Below are 16,757 nucleotides of genomic sequence, written 5' to 3' on the forward strand. Positions count from 1 at the left end.
CTTGCGAGCCTTACTCCCTCGCCCCGCTTGCGGGGAGAGGGACAGCGTCGCGCAAGCGACGCAGGGTGAGGGGACGTGGCGCAGAGCTCATCGATACGAACTCTCCGTCCCTTGTTGCCTCAAGGCACCCGCCTCATCGTCGGCAGCGTCTGCATTTGCATCGTCTGCACCGGCTGCATCTTCAGCAGCACCGCCTGGGTGGCGGAGCGCGTCTTGGAGGCGTTGATCTCGGCCTGGAACTTCGCGCCGAACTCGCGACCGATCTCGCCCTGCACCGCCAGCGACGACGCGTCCGGCTGCGCCTGTTGCCGCTCGACCGCCGCCTGCACCATCTGGTCGGCGAGCGCGGCGACGTTGGTCATGCACGGCACGTCCGAGCAGCGCTTCGACCACACTTCCTGCGCCAGGATCGCCCAGCCCTTGCCTGCCTTCTGCGTCAGCCGGATCTGGCTGTCGTGGATCAGGCCTTTCGCGGTCGCGTCGGCTTTTTCGTAGATCGGCTTCATCGTCGCGTCGTACGGCGGCGGATCCTGCTTCGCCTCGGTGGCCGCTTCGACGATCTGCTTGCCGCGCAGGAAGGTATCCAGACGCACCAGCTTGATGCCGGTCCGGCAGATGTCGTCCGCGCAATCCGGCGCCCATACCGTTTCGAAGTTCTTCGTCCACCCATCGAGGTCGGCGATGAATTTCCCGCCCGCGCCCGTGGTTTCGATCGAACCCGTGGACGACATACGGTAGTTGCGCGTGCACACGGTGTCGGAATGGCAGGCGAAGTCGACGCCGCCCGGCGGCAGCTCCACCGCGAGCTGCGGGAACCAGATCGGCCAATCCCAATGGTCCGACCACACCTCGATATCGATGAACAGGCGCGCATCGATGCCTGGCGTCAGCAGGAAGCCAAGGTTGTAGACCGGATTGCCGATGGTGAAGTCGCTGGTCCCGGCGTTGACGGCCAACGGCACCTCTTGCCCCGTCGTCGTGACTGGCACGTCGGTGCCGGCGATGTTGTCGTGCAGGGTGAAACGCAACGCATCCGAATGCAGTTGCGCTTTCAGCGCGGGGAAGACCTGCCCGCCGACGACGCCGAAGTTGGCGCGGCCACCGATCAGGTCGAAGTCGGTGAAGATCTTCTCCAGCGGCTCCATGCCTTCGCCCGGCATCGGCGCGCGGAACTGGCCGTTGGTGAACGGTGCCGGCAGGCCCTCGGTGAAGTCCTTGCCCAGATCGGCGCGCGCATTGCCGCTGCCGAAGATCGGCACCTTGTAGGCAGCACCTGCGTAAGCACCGAACTGCGCGACCAGTTCCTTGCCCGAGAACATTTGCGAGCCCGGCAGGCCGGCGGCGGCGTAATCGGCGGGCGAACCGTCGATGGTGCGGAAGTCGGTAACCAACCACGCCTTCTCGCTCGTACCGGTCTTCTGATAGCGATAGGTGCCGCCCATGGTCAGCGGGAAGCGCAGACCGAAGCCGTAGTTGAAGCCGGCGTAGAGCTCGACGTAGTAGGTCTTCTTGCAGCCAACCAGGCACCACTTGATCGTGGTCTCCACGCGCTGGCGCCATTCGTACTCGCGGCCCAGGGTGAAGCCGGTCAGGAAGACGCGCGGCTCGATCGGCCGCTCCGACTTCTCGGTCTGGATCACGGCGATGGGCGGCAGCGCCGGCCCCTCCTGCACCTTCATCCGGGTCATCCAGCCCGGCAGCGGCTCGCTGCCGTCGGCACTGGCCTGCGCGCCACCCAGATCGATGACCTTGGAGAAGCGCGTGCGGTCGACGCTGCCGCGGGTGGGCACGAACATCACCTGTTCGATACGCGTCTCGCCAGCGTTGACCACTTCGGCCTCGAGCTGCGCGTCGCCCAGTGAGGCCAGACGCGCGGCTTCGCCGGCGCCGATCTCCGCTTCGATCGCGGTGCGCTGCGCCGGGTCGGCCAGCATCGTGCGGAGGCTGGCGATGTCGCTGGAGACCTCCGCACGCACCTCCGCCGCCTTCTCTTCGGCTTTGTGCAGCGCGATTGCGCGTTGCCCCGGATCGGCGACGTAGTGCGGATCGCTGGGATTGGCGAACGCGGCCGCGCGTGCCTGCGGGGTCATCTGGGTAAAGCAACGCACCGCGGTGTTCGCCAGCTGCGCGCGCCGCGCACGATCCAAACAAGCGCCCATGCGCAGCCGATAGCCGAGGAAGCTGCGCACGACCAGGCCTTGCTCGACCTCCAGCACCTGCGTCTCGTCCGCGGTCACTTCGGCCAGTTGCGGTTCTGCGCGCAGACGCTGCGCGACATTGAACAGCGCCTGCGGATTGGACAGCACCGGCTTGAAGTCGACCTTGCCCGCCTGCACGGTGACCATGGGCTGTGCGCGCAATTGCGCCAGTCCGTGCTGGCGCGTGATCCGCAGCGATTGCAATGTGGTGGCGCTATTGCCCGGACGCAGTACCACCGCCGACGCCGGCACTTGCGCGGCAAGGCCGGGCGGCGGCTCGATGACAGCCGCTTGCGGCGCCGCCTGCGTGGCTACCGGCCGTATCTGGCGGAATACCGGCTGCGGCGCAGTGCGCTGTTGCGCCATGGCCGCGGGCGCAAGCGCGAGCGCAGCCGCAAGCGTTGCGACGCAGCGCACGCGCCAGTCGTTTCGAATCCCCATGTTGTCTCCCCTTTCCCGTCCTGTGGTGTCGGCTCGTACATGCAATCGCATTGCACGGCACGGTGGTTCTATACGGTAATTCCTGCAGTCTCAGGACAAAGGGGATCTGGAAACGGTTTCAAGCAGACCGATGCATTTTCAGAACGCGGCGACTCTGTTGTGCGCGCGCGGGAACACGGTGTCGACGACGGTGCCGTCGACTATCGATGCCACCTGGCAACCGACGCGCGCGATGGCCGCGGTCGCGTCGTCCAGGCTCAAGCGTCCTTCGATGCGCACCAGGTGCGCCGGCAGGTCGAAGTTGATGCGTGCGCCGATATCGACCTTCAGCAAGGCGTTGGTGATGTCGCGGACGCTGTTGCGATCGCGAATTTCATTCAAGCGCAATTTCACAGTCCAACCTCCTCTTCCAGCGTCAGCGTCGCCTCGGTCTGCGTTGCCTTGTCCTCCTCGCGCCACCAGGGCGTGGCCGCATGCGGTGCGGACAGATCCAGGCGTTCGCCCATGCGCGGCGTGGTCAGTGCGATGCCGCGCGCGGCGCTCAGCGCGGACACGCGTTCGAACGGTTCCGTCCAGCCGTGCATCGCCAGATCGAAGGTGCCGTTGTGCACCGGCAACAGCCAATGCGCGCGCAGATCCTGATGCGCCTGCACCGTCTCCTCGGGTTGCATGTGCACGTAGGGCCATTGCGGGTCGTAGGCACCGGTTTCGAGCATGGCGACATCGAACGGCCCGAAGCGGCGGCCGATCTTCTCGAAGCCATCGAAGTAGCCGGTGTCGCCGCTGAAGAACACCCGCAACGCGTCGTCGACGATCACCCACGACGCCCACAGCGTCTTGTTGCCATCGAACAGACCGCGTCCGGAGAAGTGCTGCGCCGGCGTCGCGGTGAACTGCACGCCGTCGATGGTCGTGCCCTGCCACCAGTCGAACTGATGCACCTTGTTCGGATCCACGCCCCAGGCGATCAGGCGATCGCCCACACCGAGCGGAGTGAGGAACACGTCCGTGCTCTTCGCCAGCTGCACGACGGTGTCGCGGTCCAGATGATCGTAGTGATCGTGGGAGAGGATCACGCCACGCAGCGGCGGCAAGTCTTCCAGCGCGATCGGCGGCGCATGGAAGCGCTTGGGTCCCATCCATTGCACGGGCGAAGCGCGCTCGGCGAACACCGGGTCGGTGATCCAGAAGCCGCCGCGCAATTTGATCAGCATGGTGGAGTGCCCGAGCCGGAACAGGCTGCGGTCCGGTGCCGCTTCCAACTGCCCGCGGGTCAGCGCGAGCACCGGCGGCGCGGTCCGGGGCACGGCGTCCTTGGGCTTGTTGAGCAGGACGTTCCAGATGATCCCGAGGGTCTTGCCCAGGCCGTCGGCGGGCTTGGGCACGGGGTTGCGGAAGACGCCGTCGCCGTACTGGGCCGAGCCCTCATAGGTGGCTACGGGGAGATTGGTCTTGGCGGCGGACAGCAGGCAGGCAGTCACGATGAGGGCTCCAGACAGTGCGGCGAGACGACGCAGGCGGGGGAAACGGGGGCGTCGACTCATGGGGAGGCGGGTTTTGGGGCGTCAGGACGGTACACCACACAGTGTAGTTTCGGTTCATGTGAAAAGTAAACCACCCGGTGTAAACTTTTTCGCATGTCCAGCCAGCCCGCCCCCGCCCGCCTGACCGACCGCAAGCGCGCGGCCATCCTCGACGCGGCCGTCGCCGAGTTCCGCCAGTCCGGATACGACCTGACCAGCATGGATCGCATCGCGGCCAGCGCCGGCGTGTCCAAGCGCACGGTCTACAACCACTTCCCCAGCAAGGAAGCGCTGTTCGCGCAGATCCTGCAGGCGCTGTGGGAGCGCAGCGTGGAAGGTCTCGACCTGGCCTACCGCAGCGATCGCCCGCTGCGCGAGCAGCTGCTGGAGCTGGTGAATCAGAAGCTGCAGCTGCTCAACGACACCAACTTCGTCGACCTGGCGCGCGTCGCGATCGCCGCCGCCATCCACTCGCCCGAACGTGCGCAGGAGATGGTGGCGCGCATGGGCGATCGCGAAGAAGGCCTTACCGTGTGGATTCGCGCCGCGTGCGCGGACGGCCGGCTGAAGACGAAGGACCCGCTGTTCGCCTCGATGCAGTTGCAGGGACTGGTGAAGGGTTTCGCGTTCTGGCCGCAGATCACCTTGGGCCAACCGCCACTGAGCGCTGCGCTGCGCGAGCAGGTCGCGGAAACCGCCGTGGACATGTTCCTGGCGTACTACGGCTAGACGGTTGCTGCACCGCGGCGTCTGCCACCTCGAGCTGCCATCGCCACAGCCACCCAATCGGGTGACGCAGCAACGATTGAGTGCGGATTTCCCCGGGATTTTCCGCCGCCGCGCGCCTGTACACCGCTTATCCACAGGCTTATCTGCAGCCGCTGCGGCGCGGCGGTAGTAGCGTGCGCAGCCGCTGTCAGTTCCTCGTCCGAGGCAAGCCCAATGAGTTCGAACAGCGGTGCCAGCAGGCACTATCAAGGACCGATCGACCGCGTGTACGTGTCGCTGCGCGAAATACACGACGTCGACTTTTTCATCGACGAATACCTGCGTCTGCGCCAGTTCGATCTGAACGACGACAACCGACGGTGGGTGGGCGAAAGGCTGGAAGCATTCCTGGGCCGCGTGCCGTATCGCTGGGACGACCTGGCCGATTTTCTCGACGGCGGCTGGTGTGCCGACGCGGAGACGGCGGGCGCCTACTGACGAGCGAGCGCGTGCCACCGCGCTGATGGTGCGGGGCGATCCGGTTATGCTGGCCCGGCGACACTCGAGCCAGGCCAGGATGCCCCGACCCGACATGACATCGCCACGCCTCGCGGGCATCGCCCGCTTCCTGATTGCCTTCTGCCTGTTGCTCACCTGTTCGGCTGTCGCCGCGCAGCCTTTGAGCCGCGAGCAGACCGCAAAGATCGATGCACTGTTCGCGGCCGTCGATCACGACGGATCGCCGGGCTATGCCATCGGCGTCGCGCGCAAGGGACAACTGGTCTACGCGCGCGGCTATGGACGCGCGGATCTGGAGAACAACGTCGCGATCACACCGCGCACGTCGTTCCATCTGGCCTCGCTGTCCAAGCAGTTCACGGCGGCCGCGGTAGCCCTGCTCGTCCTCGACGGGAAGCTCTCGCTGGATACGCCCGTCGCGAGCGTCCTGCCGGAAGCGAAGAAGTACGGCGATGCGCTGCAGATCCGCCATCTCATCTACTTCACCAGCGGCCTGCCCGAATATTTTTCGCTCCCGCGCAAGAACGGGCTGCCCTGGTTCTCCTTCTACTACTTCACCACCGACGAAGCGATCGCGACGGTGCTCCAGGCGGAGCCGAAATTCGCACCGGGGACGCGATGGGAGTATTCGAATACGAATTACATGCTGCTCACGCGGATCGTCGAACGCGTCAGCGGCATGAAGTTCGCGGACTTTCTGCAGCAGCGCGTGTTCGCGCCGCTGGACATGCGCGCCTCGCTGCTCAACGACGATGCGACCACCGTCATTCCCAACCGCGCCACGGGCTACGCCGACCGCAGCAATCCCGAGATCGTGCGCGCTCTGCGCTCGGTGGGCATCGACGTGCGCGATGGCGACGGTTACGTGCGGCTGCCGCGCGTGTCGCCGCACTACGGCGGCAGCGGTGTGTTCAGCAGCGTCGAAGACCTGGCGAAGTGGGATGCGGATTTCTACGACCATCGCCTGGCAGGTCCGGCGTTCACGCAATTGATGCTGCGTCGCGAGAAGTTCGCGCACGACAAGGACAACGACGCCTTCGGCCTGGTCCACGGTTCGTTCCAGGGCCGGCCGCTGATCTGGTTCTCCGGCGCCGACTTCGACGGCTCGACGTATATGGCGCGGCTACCCGAAGAGCAGCTCACCGTCATCTGCCTATCGAACATGCCCACGGGCAACGCAGAAGCCAAGGCCAGGCAGATCCTGGAAATCGCGCTGCAGACCCCGGGGAAGTAGTACGAAGTCATGACCGCACTCATCGTCCTGCCTGGTCTTGACGGCACCGCAACCCTGCACGCTGAGTTTCTTTCTGCCTGCGATGCATTCGAATCCGCAGTGGCGATCCCCTACCCCACGCATCGGCCGCTGGGGTATCGCGAGCTGGAAGTGCTGGTTCGCGCGGAGCTCCCGACGTCGGATCCCTTCGTGTTGCTTGGGGAATCATTCTCGGGGCCGATTGCGCTATCGATAGCCGCGAATCCGCCGGCCAATCTGGTGGGCGTCGTTCTCTCCACGACCTTTGTGGCCAGTCCCTTCCGGCCTCTTGCGCCGCTGGCTCCGTTGTTGCGCTTGGTGCCGGTGCGCTCCGTGCCGCTTGCAGTGCTGTCCTGGCTACTGCTGGGCCGCTGGGCCACACGTGAACTCCAGGCGTCCTTGCAAAGCGCCCTGCAATCTGTCTCCCCGGACGTACTTAACTTTCGCGCCGAGACCGCGCTACGTGCTTCGATTCCCAATGCGGGGACCATCGCGGTGCCTACGCTTTGCTTACGCGCTACGGACGATCGACTACTGCCCGCCAGTGCTGGCGAACGGATTCGCTCCGCCATCGCCGGCTGCGAAGTCGTTCAGATCACCGGGCCGCACCTGTTGCTTCAAGCAGCACCCGTGGAATGCGCTCGCGTCGTGTCTGAATTTTTCCGTCCATCCAGCGGCAGGTGAAGAGACGGCGCGCCCGCGCCGCCTCAAATCGCCTGCTTTATCTCCGGCACCCAGTGCGTGTCGGACAAGTAGGCAAACCCGCGCTTGGACGGATGGATCTCGTTGTCCCACCAACCGTCGTAGTCCGGCAGCTCCTGGCGGGTGTCGAGCAGCTTCACGCCGGGATTGTTCTGGGCGATGTCCTGCAGCAGCGCGGCGAAGGACGCCAGTAGCCAGCGCGAGAGCACGCGCTGATCGGTCTTGTTGTTGAGGCCGACGTCGCGCATCGGCTTCCACATCCACGGTCCGGACTTGAAGCCGAAGAACTCGTACTTCTCGTTGCAGGGAGTCACGTCGGCGTACGAGTGACAGAAGATCTGCGCCCCCGGTGCGTGGGCGTCGCGCAGGCCGATCACCGCCTCGTAGGCACCGCGCACTTGCGCGAAGGTCTGTTTGAGCGAGGTGAACTTGATGTGCTGCTGGGCGACGGCAGGAACGGGCTGCCAGGGCCACGGCTTCACGTCCGCCGGATCAGTGGATTTCTTCAAGTGGTCCGCGAAGTCCCTGCCGATGACGTCGTTGCCACCCAGGGAAACCAGAATCGCGCGGAACGGACGGTTGATCGATTGCATGTAGGCCGTCCACGACGTGGTCTCGGACAGCGCCTCGTCGACCAGATTTCTCGCGTCTCGACCGGGCTTGCTGTTGTCGAGCATCAGCACCTTGTCATGCAGATCCAGCTGGATGCGCCGCTGCAGATCCGGGAACGGCTTGAGTGGATACTGGAACCACGAATCGCCGATGGACAGGACGCAGGCGCGCTTCCGGTTGTTCCAACTCTGGGCGTCGTTGACGTACTTCTGGAAGTAGTAACCACTGCCGGCCATGACGAACCTCCGTGTCGACTCGACCTATACCCCCTCAACGCTCGTCGAGGGTGCCGGCGGCCAAACGGCCGGCGAACACACTGACCTTCACGCCCGTCGTTCCGCGTAGTCCATAGAGTGGCCCGCACCATGCCCCTGCCGTGCTAAACGGCAACGGCCACAAGGAGGTCCACGTGGCGGACGAGACAGGGATGAACGCAGGCTCCGGACGCGTGTATGCGACCGAATGCGACCTGATCATGAAAGGCGGCATCACCAGCGGCATCGTCTATCCGCTGGCCGTCGTGGAAATCGCCAAGGCCTTCACCCTGCGCAGCATCGGCGGGACGAGCGCGGGCGCCATCGCGGCCGCGGCCGCCGCCGCTGCGGAGTTGGGCCGGCAACGATTCCTGAAGCAGGCGCTGCAGGATGACCCCGCGGGATTCAAGGCCCTGGAAGACTTGCCGGCCTATCTGGTGAAGTCGCCCGCGGACGGACGCGGCACCAAGCTCAAGGCATTGTTCAAGCCGGCACCCGCGCTGCGGCCGTTGTTCGATGTGTTCCTGGGCGTCATGGGCGCACGCGGCATCGGGTCGCGAGTATGGGCGGGCGCGCTGGCACTGTTTCGGCATTTCGGGCTGGCGATAGCGCTGGGCATGTTGATCGGTGGTGCGCCTCTAGCCTTCGCCGTGGCGCAAAGCGGCGCCAAGCTGGCCTGGCTGTGGGTGCTCGCGGCCGCGTTGACCGGCGGCGCGTTGGTGGCGCTGTTCCAGGCGTTGTATTTGCTGTTGCGCGTGCTTCCCAAGAACAACTACGGCGCCTGCTCGGGCATGCCCGCCAGCGACGACCCGTCGCCCGAGGAAGCGCTCACCGTCTGGCTGACAGACTACCTGGACACGCTATGCGGTCAGCGCGACGCGCACGGTGGCGCGGCCGCTGCGGTGGACCGTGCCAAACCGCTCACCTTCGGCGACCTGCGCAAGTACGGCATCGACCTGCAGATGATGACCACCTGTCTCACGCTGGGCCGGCCGTTCCGCCTGCCCTTCCGGGACGACCCGCAGGTGCGCGATAACAAGCAGTTCCTCTACAGGGAAGTGGATTTCGCCGCGCTATTTCCGCAGCGCGTGACCGCTTGGATGCATGCACACGAGCGTCCGCCGTCGGCACGGTCGAACTCCGCTTCCGCCGGCACCACCGGGTTCCGTCGCTTACCCGCACCGGACGATCTGCCGGTGGTCGTCGCCGTACGCATGAGCCTGAGCTTTCCGCTTTTGCTCAGCGCCATTCCGCTGTATGCGGTGGACTTCAATCGTCTTCGCAAGCCTGACGGGACAGCGGCCCGCGGATCGAACCAAGCATCCGAGTACGAACCGTGCTGGTTCACCGACGGCGGCGTCGGCTCAAATTTTCCCATCCACTTCTTCGACGCGGCGTTGCCGTGCCGGCCTACGTTCGGCCTGGATCTGGGCCGGGCACAGGAAAACCAGAAGGAGCGCGTGCGTTTCCCCGAGAGCAACCGCGACGCCCGACTCACTTGGTGGCGCAGGTTCGGTGATTACGACTTCGGCCCACTAGCCGGATTCCTCAGCGCCGTCTTCCACGTGGCGAAGGACTGGAATCACGAGGCCTTGTCGCACCTGCCCGGCTTCCGCGACCGCATCGGCCTGATCCAGCTGACCAGCAAGGAAGGCGGGCTGAACCTGTCGATGGATGCGCCCCTCATCAAGACCCTGACGGACTACGGGCGAATCGCAGGCGTCACCTTCGTCGAACGCTTTGGCGACCCCAAGTTCTGGACGAGCGCTACTGTTCCGTCCGACATGGACTGGGGAAATCACCAGATCATTCGCCTTCGCTTGCTGCTGGCCGGCATGGCCGAGCTGCTGGGCACGCTCGAGCATTCATGCTCCACTCTCGCTACGACGAATGCGAACTACGCGCGCTTCTTCAACCCGAACCAGGGTCCGTACAGCTACCGCTTCAAGGGGCTGAACAACCTCGGCCGCAACGCACAAGGCCATTACTACACGCAGGCCGGGCTGGCGAATGAAGTGTTCAAGCGCCTGCGTGAGCTGGCGCAGCTGATCGAAGCGACCAACACGGCCTACCCCGATTCGCGCCTGGACATTGGGGCGCCGCGACCGACGCCGGAGTTGAAGACGCGGCCCAGGATTTAAGCAACTTACGCGCTTTGCACGCCTGAAGGGATATGTTCCGATGCAGTTCCGATCGGGCGGCTCGAGGAGAACCATGATGGTCAGCAAGAACACGATCTGCCTCTGGTACGACGGCACCGCTTTGGATGCGGCGAAGTTCTACGCCGACACGTTCCCGGACAGCGCCGTGGGTGCGGTGCATCGTGCGCCGGGCGACTATCCCTCCGGCAAGCAGGGCGACATCCTGACGGTCGAGTTCACGGTGATGGGCATCCCCTGCCTGGGCTTGAACGGCGGGCCGACGTTCACGCACAACGAGGCGTTTTCGTTCCAGGTGGCGACCGACGACCAGGCCGAAACCGACCGCCTGTGGAACGCGATCGTAGGCAACGGCGGCCAGGAAAGCGCATGCGGCTGGTGCAAGGACAAATGGGGCCTCTCGTGGCAGATCACGCCACGCGCCCTGACCGATGCGATCACCGATCCGGATCCGGCGGCGGCCAAGCGCGCCTTCGACGCGATGATGGAGATGGGCAAGATCGATATCGCGGCGATCGAGGCGGCACGGCGCGGATGACGACAAACCCGCAGCCTGCCCAATCCGGCGCCCGCAAAGAAGAACCCCGGCCGAAGCCGGGGTTCTCGTTGCACTACGTTGCCGAACCTGATCAGTACGTCGCAGCCGCCGACACCGCCGCTGCCGCATCGATGATGCCGTTGCCGATCGGCTTGTCGTTGCTGCCCGGGAAGGCGCGCAACGTGCTCTTCAGGATGCTCTCCACCTGCGCCGGGGTCAGCGGCGTGGTGCGCACGGCCTGCATCAGTGCGACCGTACCCGCCACGTGCGGCGCCGCCATCGAGGTGCCCGCCATGCACAGGTAGTTCTCGGTGGTCGGGCCGCTGGTGCCGGCGTTGCCGGTGGACACGATCAGCGTGGTGCAGTCCGGGCTGTCGCCACCCGGTGCGGCCACGTCGATCTTGGCGCCGTAGTTGGAGTAGCTGGCACGCGTGCCGCTCTTGTTGGTCGCGGCCACGGTGATGGTGTTGTTGCAGCTGGCCGGAGTGAAACCCGAAGCGTCGGCATTGTCGTTGCCGGCGGCCACCACCACGGTGGTGCCACGGGCGACGGCAGCGTCGATGGCGGTCTGGTAAGTGCTCGAGCACGTACCGGCGCCGCCCAGCGACATGTTGATGACTTCGGCCGGGTTGGCGTTGGCCGGCGCGCCGGAGACGGTGCCGCCCGACGCCCAGGTGATGCCATCGACGATGTCGGAGGTGTAGCCGCCGCCACGACCCAGTACGCGCACCGGCACCACCTTGGCGCCGTACGCGACGCCGATCACGCCCTTGTTGTTGTTGCCCACCGCGGCGATCGTGCCGGCGGTGTGAGTGCCATGCCAGCTGGAGTTGCTGGCGCGGTAGTAATCGCCAGGATCGTGCGCGTCCGCATCGCGGCCATTGCCGTCGCCGGCGACCGTCTTGCTCGAGATGAAGTCGTAGCCCGGCAGGACGTTCCCGACCAGATCGCTATGGTCGGTGTAGCCGGTATCGAGCACCGCCACGACCACGCCGTTGCCGTTGGTGGTGTCCCAGGCCTGATCGGCCTTGATGCCCGGCGTGCCACTCTGCAGGCCCCACAGATAGGTGCCGTAGTGGGTGTCGTTCGGCGTCATCAGCGGCTTCATCAGCTGATCGACCTCGACGTACTCGACGTTCGGGTCGGCGGCGATATTGCGCATCAGGCGCTCCGCATCGACTTGGCCCAGGCCGCGGCTGGCCTGGACGACTTCACCGCCGACGGACAGCGTGCGCAGGCGGCCGACAGCCAGGCCACTGCTCCGGCCGGAGATGTCCAGGTTGTGCTCTTGCGCAGCGGCGCTGGTGCCGGCGCGGTATTTGACGATGAAGCGATCGAAGCTGGTCTGATCCTTGGAATGCAGACCGGCGGTATCCACCCGGCCGGCAGCAGCGGCGGAAGCGGCGAAACCGGCCGTCAGCGCGACCGCCATGGCGGTAGCCAACGCGCGCTGGTGCAACTTGTGCGACTTCGACATCAGGTATTCCCTCTGATTGGACGATGGTTGTGCATTGCCTTCGGCTCCAAGCCTTCCTCCGGTGCGCACTCCGGTGGCCCATCCGGGCGCGCGCTCCCTTCTTACCGGGGTAAAGACCGGCAGAACGCCGGCCCGTTTCGAACCTAGCGAGAAATCGCGCAAGGAACCGCGATATTCGTCACACGTACTGTTGCGTCGCGGCATAGCGCGCCTTCATCGGCTTCCGCCCCCTTCCGCAAACCAGAGTTGTCGCAGGCACGGTATCGTCCGCATCACCACGCCCCCACAGGCTCCCCGCATGCCGCATCTCCACGCCGAATGGCACAAGGCTTCGCGCATCGGATGGCTACGCGCCGCCGTGCTTGGCGCCAACGATGGCGTCATTTCGACCGCCAGCCTGATGGTTGGTGTCGCGGCGGCGGGCGCCACGCCCGAGACTATGCTGACGGCCGGCGTGGCCGGTCTGGCGGCGGGTGCGATGTCGATGGCGGCCGGCGAATACGTGTCGGTTCAGTCCCAGGCCGATACCGAGCGCGCGGACATCGCGCGCGAAACACACGAACTGGAGACGCAGCCCGACCTGGAGCGCGCCGAACTCGTCGCGATCTACCGCAGGCGCGGCCTGGACCAGGACCTAGCCACCCAGGTCGCCGTCCAGCTGATGGCGCACGATGCACTCGGCGCGCATGTCCGCGACGAGTTGGGCATCACCGAAACCCTGCGCGCGCGTCCGGTGCAGGCGGCGATCGCATCCGCCGCGTCGTTCGCCATCGGCGCCGCGCTACCGATCGCGACGGCGCTGACCGCCAAGGCGAACACGTCGATCTGGATCACATCGACCACCCTGGTCGCCTTGATGGGCCTAGGCGGCCTTGCGGCGTATGCCGGCGGCGCACCGATTCTCAAGGGCGCCGCTCGCGTCGTGTTCTGGGGTGCGTTGGCCATGGCGCTGACTGCCGGCGTGGGACGCCTGTTCGGCACCGCGGTTTGATGCGGCAGCAGCATTAGCTGGGGCCATGAATCTCAATGCGCTCTAATCTGGGTGCTATAGATGAAAGCGAGGTCGACAGGCGCCAGAAGAAGATGCATGCAAGGCCAAGGATGAGCACTGCTCCGGCAAGTCTACGCCGAGTCCAATATTTGATTGGAGGCGTGTATGCGGCGAGCGCCAAAATCCCGCCGATGACGGTAACCGCATCAAAGCTGGCGCGCTGCCAATAGCTGCCACCCAAGTGCAGCCACATGCCGAACTCATCAAAGGTGAGAGCCAAGCCTATGCCGTAAAGAATGGCGACGAGGTCCAGCCATTTGCCGGGAGGAGGCGGCGCGAATAGGAGCACCCCTCCCACGAAAGAAAGTAGAAATATCCCGTAGTTCAGGTGGTGTATGTGAGTTCCGCCCAGATGCAGGTATAGATCCGGGACCTTCCGCGCCATTATGAGAAGCACAAGAATGCGCGCCAACATGAAAGTGGCGACGAAACTTGTGAGAACGATCCGCAGTAGGTGCTTAGAGATCATTCTTACTCCAGCGAGCCCCAACAGCCGAATTATGCCGAGTCGCGAAGCGGCTTCGGCTTGAATGAATTGTCAGACCACTCAGTCATAGGTGGCCTCAGCCAGGACTTTAAGAATTTCCGGCTCGTTGCGGTACTTGTGCTTTACCAGCTGCAAGTCTTTCTCCACGCGGTCACAGCGCAGTTTACGAAGCTGTTCTGTCACCCAGCGATCGCGCTCGTCGCCAGCTCCACTGAGTTCTCCGCCGAAGTGAATGCATGCCAGGCTACGCTCGGCCACTTTTGCAGCGTCGCGCGGCAATTCCGGGAAGCCTTCAACCATGCGGTCGCGAGCGGCAGCATTTGAGATCGCCGTGAGGGCGATCACTAGACCCAATAGCCTATGAATGCTCATGAGTGGCCTAACGCCTGAACTAAGCCGAGCCGCGAAGCGGCTTCGGCTTGGATGAATTGTTAGGCCGCTCACCCGCGATGGCGGATTGCCGCCGCTTTGAAAGGCTAGAGAGCGCCTTGGTATAGGACCATGCAATCAGTTCCTGAAGGTAGCCGGGTGGAACCGTGCCGACATCCACGATAGTGACCCAGCGAAACCTGGCCATATAGCGAGCGGGCTTGATACCAGGCACGCCCGTCAACTCCAGGAAGCGTTCTGGGGTCGTGCAAATACTAAAGCGCCATTTTTCTGGATCGCTGGTCTTGAAGTAAGCGAACTGTTTGCCACCAACAGAATAGACAAGCACGTTGCTGGGCGGCCCGTACAACTTTGAGGACGCGCCGGGGTAGCGGCTGCAATGCTCTTTGACGGCTGCAACATCCATTTGGTGGTCCTGAGCGGCCTATGAGCCCTAACGCCTGAATTTGGCCGAGCCACGAAGCGGCTTCAGCTTGAATGAATTGTTAGCCACTGCGCGGGGTGCGACCAATTCCATCCTAGCGCCAGACGGTGCGCTTAGAACGGTGCCGGCCTGTACGAGCGCTATGCAAGAAGGACCTACGACTGTGGCGCCACTAGGGGGACCCAGCGCAAGCCCAGATGAAACCTCAATACGTTGAAGCTTTGAGGCGCTAATCCCTTTGAGAATGCGAAAGACATTCTTGGTAAAGGCAGTCTCAGATGTCGACGACGGCTCATAGGATGCTGCCATCTGACCAATGCGGATCTGCCCGGCGATCGCTCCGCATGAGTTGAATGACGTAGCGCGTCTTTGCCCCCTCTACCCAGCCTTCCGACTCGATTGTGGGAACGCTGGGAAACAACTCCGGGTTCCAGATATACGCCGTGCCAGACGCGCATTGATCTATGGACTCTCTCAACGGGTTCTCCCCAGCGCGCCACCGATCACCGTCGCGGAAGCGAATGTCCGGAAACGAGCTGGCGAGGCGAGACGAGAACTCCCGCTCGTCGGCGGGGCTCATATAGAAATTGAGTCGCTTGAAAGTCATCCAACGCCTAACGCTGAATTAGGCCGAGCCGCGAAGCGGCTTCGGCTCGAATGAATTGTTAGGCCACGCTCTTTGAAGGCGGGGGTGGTTGACGTTCGAACTTCTCTAGGTTCGAGTCGAAGCATGCCCAAGCTGGTGCGCTCGCAACCCAGATATTTGCAGTTGGACTGACCGAGGATGGATTGTCCAAGGTGCCAAGGCGGACGACTGTCAATCCAGGGCGAGCCGCAGAGTCCCCGAATAGATGCGATCCGCAATGCGGGCAAAATTTGCGATTGATGATATTTCCGCTGTCACTCTCACTAGTGAACACGCTCATCTCGCCGGACACCTCCATGCCTTGGGTCGGGAAAATCGCGTTCGCCGTTCCGTTTCCTGAGAAATGCTGGCACGTCCGGCACCAACAAATTCTCGAAATGACCGGGTCGGCGGCTAGCTTGTAGCGAACTTTTCCACACAAACATCCACCGCTGCGTTCCGTCATGAGGGTCTCCATAAATTGACTAGCGTTGAAAATCGGTAGTGGCCTAACGCCGGAATTAAGCCGAGTCGCGAAGTGGTTTCGACTTGAATGAATTGTTAGGCGCCGTGCGGCTCGACAACAACTGCCGTGCCATAACACAGCACCTCTGTGAGGCCCGGCATAAGCTCAGTGGCGTCATACCGGACGGCGATAATAGCGTTAGCGCCAAGCTGTCTGGCGTGCTGCACCATGTCACGGTAAGTCTCTTGACGAGCCTGCTCGCAAAGCTCCGTGTAGATGGTGATATTGCCGCCGAATAGGCTCTGCAGCCCACCAAAAAAATTGCCTACGATCGAACGGGACCTGACTGTAATGCCCCGCACGAGGCCTAGGTTGCGAGCAATACGGAAATTTGGGAGTTCTAGTGCCGTCGTAACCATCGAGTCGTTCAGTGGCGACGCCGTCGAACGGATTGCCGAAGAATTGTAGGGATCAGTCATTAGTTTTCCTTGGTCAGGCGCCCAGCGCTTGTTAGATATCAAACCCAGGATGTAGGAACTCACGAGGCTCGCCAATAGCCCAACTAGCGCCAAGGAAGCGGTCCTGAAGTTTGAGGCCATTGGCCGTGTAGTGAAGCTCCGACGCCAGCGGAATGCCTAGGGTTGGAAGGAGCTCTCGAAGGATTTGAAGAACGGCGGCCCGGTCAGTTGTATCGATATCGATGCCGCAGAACTCAATTGGCCGTGTGCCATCGGGAAGGGCGTCACCAAGCAGGGACCCGCCCCCAGAGACGTAGCCAAGGTCCTGGGGTTGGAGTGCGTCGTCGATGGGGTCCTCAAAGAGGGTTCCCCGATCCAATGGCTGGATGGGCGCGGGAATCTTGACGTAGACGAACTGCTCGACGTCGAACTCCTCTTCTTGTTCGGTCACGATGATCTCCCCTGTGAGTCCT

Annotated in this window: 18 protein-coding genes; 7 read left to right on the forward strand and 11 right to left on the reverse strand. The window is 63.8% G+C overall.

Annotated elements, in window-relative coordinates:
* Positions 1-119: 119 nt before the first annotated feature.
* The 3 genes from ACYVJ8_RS09030 to ACYVJ8_RS09040 form a co-directional block, all read right to left on the reverse strand.
* Entirely contained in the window at positions 120-2,639 is a 2,520-nt protein-coding gene (locus ACYVJ8_RS09030) for a hypothetical protein (protein ID WP_460711514.1), read from the reverse strand.
* A 138-nt stretch (positions 2,640-2,777) separates the two neighbouring features.
* Positions 2,778-3,032: a hypothetical protein gene (locus ACYVJ8_RS09035; RefSeq protein WP_460711516.1), complete on the reverse strand. Its 255-nt coding sequence runs from the start codon at positions 3,030-3,032 to the stop codon at positions 2,778-2,780.
* On the reverse strand, positions 3,029-4,183 hold the full coding sequence (locus ACYVJ8_RS09040) for an MBL fold metallo-hydrolase (protein WP_460711518.1): 1,155 nt from the start codon (positions 4,181-4,183) through the stop codon (positions 3,029-3,031). The genes ACYVJ8_RS09035 and ACYVJ8_RS09040 overlap by 4 nt, the downstream gene beginning before the upstream one ends.
* Positions 4,184-4,276: 93 nt before the next feature.
* Between ACYVJ8_RS09040 and ACYVJ8_RS09045 the strand changes: the two genes are divergently transcribed.
* The 4 genes from ACYVJ8_RS09045 to ACYVJ8_RS09060 all read left to right on the forward strand — a co-directional run bounded on the left by ACYVJ8_RS09045 (position 4,277) and on the right by ACYVJ8_RS09060 (position 7,325).
* The gene (locus tag ACYVJ8_RS09045; RefSeq protein ID WP_460711520.1) at positions 4,277-4,891 is read left to right on the forward strand and encodes a TetR/AcrR family transcriptional regulator; all 615 of its coding nucleotides are present in this window, start codon (positions 4,277-4,279) and stop codon (positions 4,889-4,891) included.
* Between the two features lie 213 nt (positions 4,892-5,104).
* Complete coding sequence (locus ACYVJ8_RS09050) at positions 5,105-5,368, forward strand: hypothetical protein (RefSeq protein WP_460711522.1); 264 nt, start codon at positions 5,105-5,107, stop codon at positions 5,366-5,368.
* Positions 5,369-5,462: 94 nt separating this feature from the next.
* The gene (locus ACYVJ8_RS09055) at positions 5,463-6,623 is read left to right on the forward strand and encodes a serine hydrolase domain-containing protein (protein WP_460711524.1); all 1,161 of its coding nucleotides are present in this window, start codon (positions 5,463-5,465) and stop codon (positions 6,621-6,623) included.
* Positions 6,624-6,632: 9 nt separating this feature from the next.
* Entirely contained in the window at positions 6,633-7,325 is a 693-nt protein-coding gene (locus tag ACYVJ8_RS09060) for an alpha/beta fold hydrolase (RefSeq protein WP_460711526.1), read from the forward strand.
* Between the two features lie 23 nt (positions 7,326-7,348).
* Here the strand turns inward: ACYVJ8_RS09060 and ACYVJ8_RS09065 are convergent, their stop codons facing one another.
* Positions 7,349-8,191 (reverse strand): GDSL-type esterase/lipase family protein, encoded by an 843-nt coding sequence (locus ACYVJ8_RS09065; RefSeq protein WP_460711528.1) that lies wholly within the window; start codon positions 8,189-8,191, stop codon positions 7,349-7,351.
* A gap of 191 nt (positions 8,192-8,382) precedes the next feature.
* Between ACYVJ8_RS09065 and ACYVJ8_RS09070 the strand changes: the two genes are divergently transcribed.
* Together ACYVJ8_RS09070 and ACYVJ8_RS09075 are read left to right on the forward strand one after the other, a co-directional pair.
* On the forward strand, positions 8,383-10,350 hold the full coding sequence (locus ACYVJ8_RS09070) for a patatin-like phospholipase family protein (RefSeq protein WP_460711530.1): 1,968 nt from the start codon (positions 8,383-8,385) through the stop codon (positions 10,348-10,350).
* A gap of 76 nt (positions 10,351-10,426) precedes the next feature.
* Positions 10,427-10,906 (forward strand): VOC family protein, encoded by a 480-nt coding sequence (locus tag ACYVJ8_RS09075; protein ID WP_460711532.1) that lies wholly within the window; start codon positions 10,427-10,429, stop codon positions 10,904-10,906.
* A gap of 91 nt (positions 10,907-10,997) precedes the next feature.
* Here ACYVJ8_RS09075 and ACYVJ8_RS09080 read toward each other — a convergent pair whose 3' ends face one another.
* Entirely contained in the window at positions 10,998-12,383 is a 1,386-nt protein-coding gene (locus ACYVJ8_RS09080) for a S8 family peptidase (protein WP_460711534.1), read from the reverse strand.
* Positions 12,384-12,681: 298 nt separating this feature from the next.
* On the opposite strand from ACYVJ8_RS09080, the gene ACYVJ8_RS09085 reads away from it, so the two are divergent.
* Positions 12,682-13,374, forward strand: a complete 693-nt coding sequence (locus ACYVJ8_RS09085; RefSeq protein WP_460711536.1) for a VIT1/CCC1 transporter family protein — start codon at positions 12,682-12,684, stop codon at positions 13,372-13,374.
* Between the two features lie 13 nt (positions 13,375-13,387).
* On the opposite strand, the gene ACYVJ8_RS09090 is transcribed toward ACYVJ8_RS09085, so the two are convergent.
* From ACYVJ8_RS09090 to ACYVJ8_RS09115, 6 genes are all read right to left on the reverse strand, one after another.
* A complete protein-coding gene (locus ACYVJ8_RS09090; protein ID WP_460711538.1) occupies positions 13,388-13,903 on the reverse strand; it encodes a hypothetical protein in 516 nt (171 codons plus the stop codon).
* Between the two features lie 78 nt (positions 13,904-13,981).
* Positions 13,982-14,266: a hypothetical protein gene (locus ACYVJ8_RS09095; protein ID WP_460711540.1), complete on the reverse strand. Its 285-nt coding sequence runs from the start codon at positions 14,264-14,266 to the stop codon at positions 13,982-13,984.
* 46 nt (positions 14,267-14,312) lie between these two features.
* A complete protein-coding gene (locus ACYVJ8_RS09100; protein ID WP_460711542.1) occupies positions 14,313-14,717 on the reverse strand; it encodes an MmcQ/YjbR family DNA-binding protein in 405 nt (134 codons plus the stop codon).
* Between the two features lie 683 nt (positions 14,718-15,400).
* Positions 15,401-15,838, reverse strand: coding sequence for a GFA family protein (locus ACYVJ8_RS09105; protein WP_460711543.1), 438 nt, complete (start codon positions 15,836-15,838; stop codon positions 15,401-15,403).
* Positions 15,839-15,921: 83 nt separating this feature from the next.
* The gene (locus ACYVJ8_RS09110; RefSeq protein WP_460711545.1) at positions 15,922-16,305 is read right to left on the reverse strand and encodes a YbjQ family protein; all 384 of its coding nucleotides are present in this window, start codon (positions 16,303-16,305) and stop codon (positions 15,922-15,924) included.
* 31 nt (positions 16,306-16,336) lie between these two features.
* The gene (locus tag ACYVJ8_RS09115; RefSeq protein ID WP_460711547.1) at positions 16,337-16,735 is read right to left on the reverse strand and encodes a hypothetical protein; all 399 of its coding nucleotides are present in this window, start codon (positions 16,733-16,735) and stop codon (positions 16,337-16,339) included.
* Positions 16,736-16,757 lie beyond the last annotated feature (22 nt).

It is taken from the genome of Lysobacter terrae, assembly GCF_054782215.1.

What these genes read in the sequence shown, in the direction of transcription:
- ACYVJ8_RS09030 (WP_460711514.1), bottom strand. Translation starts at nt 2,639, where the DNA reads ATGGGGATTCGAAACGACTGGCGCGTGCGCTGCGTCGCAACGCTTGCG.
- ACYVJ8_RS09040 (WP_460711518.1), bottom strand. Translation starts at nt 4,183, where the DNA reads ATGAGTCGACGCCCCCGTTTCCCCCGCCTGCGTCGTCTCGCCGCACTG.
- ACYVJ8_RS09045 (WP_460711520.1), top strand. Translation starts at nt 4,277, where the DNA reads ATGTCCAGCCAGCCCGCCCCCGCCCGCCTGACCGACCGCAAGCGCGCG.
- ACYVJ8_RS09050 (WP_460711522.1), top strand. Translation starts at nt 5,105, where the DNA reads ATGAGTTCGAACAGCGGTGCCAGCAGGCACTATCAAGGACCGATCGAC.
- ACYVJ8_RS09055 (WP_460711524.1), top strand. Translation starts at nt 5,463, where the DNA reads ATGACATCGCCACGCCTCGCGGGCATCGCCCGCTTCCTGATTGCCTTC.
- ACYVJ8_RS09060 (WP_460711526.1), top strand. Translation starts at nt 6,633, where the DNA reads ATGACCGCACTCATCGTCCTGCCTGGTCTTGACGGCACCGCAACCCTG.
- ACYVJ8_RS09065 (WP_460711528.1), bottom strand. Translation starts at nt 8,191, where the DNA reads ATGGCCGGCAGTGGTTACTACTTCCAGAAGTACGTCAACGACGCCCAG.
- ACYVJ8_RS09070 (WP_460711530.1), top strand. Translation starts at nt 8,383, where the DNA reads ATGAACGCAGGCTCCGGACGCGTGTATGCGACCGAATGCGACCTGATC.
- ACYVJ8_RS09075 (WP_460711532.1), top strand. Translation starts at nt 10,427, where the DNA reads ATGGTCAGCAAGAACACGATCTGCCTCTGGTACGACGGCACCGCTTTG.
- ACYVJ8_RS09080 (WP_460711534.1), bottom strand. Translation starts at nt 12,383, where the DNA reads ATGTCGAAGTCGCACAAGTTGCACCAGCGCGCGTTGGCTACCGCCATG.
- ACYVJ8_RS09085 (WP_460711536.1), top strand. Translation starts at nt 12,682, where the DNA reads ATGCCGCATCTCCACGCCGAATGGCACAAGGCTTCGCGCATCGGATGG.
- ACYVJ8_RS09090 (WP_460711538.1), bottom strand. Translation starts at nt 13,903, where the DNA reads ATGATCTCTAAGCACCTACTGCGGATCGTTCTCACAAGTTTCGTCGCC.
- ACYVJ8_RS09100 (WP_460711542.1), bottom strand. Translation starts at nt 14,717, where the DNA reads ATGGATGTTGCAGCCGTCAAAGAGCATTGCAGCCGCTACCCCGGCGCG.
- ACYVJ8_RS09105 (WP_460711543.1), bottom strand. Translation starts at nt 15,838, where the DNA reads ATGGAGACCCTCATGACGGAACGCAGCGGTGGATGTTTGTGTGGAAAA.
- ACYVJ8_RS09110 (WP_460711545.1), bottom strand. Translation starts at nt 16,305, where the DNA reads ATGACTGATCCCTACAATTCTTCGGCAATCCGTTCGACGGCGTCGCCA.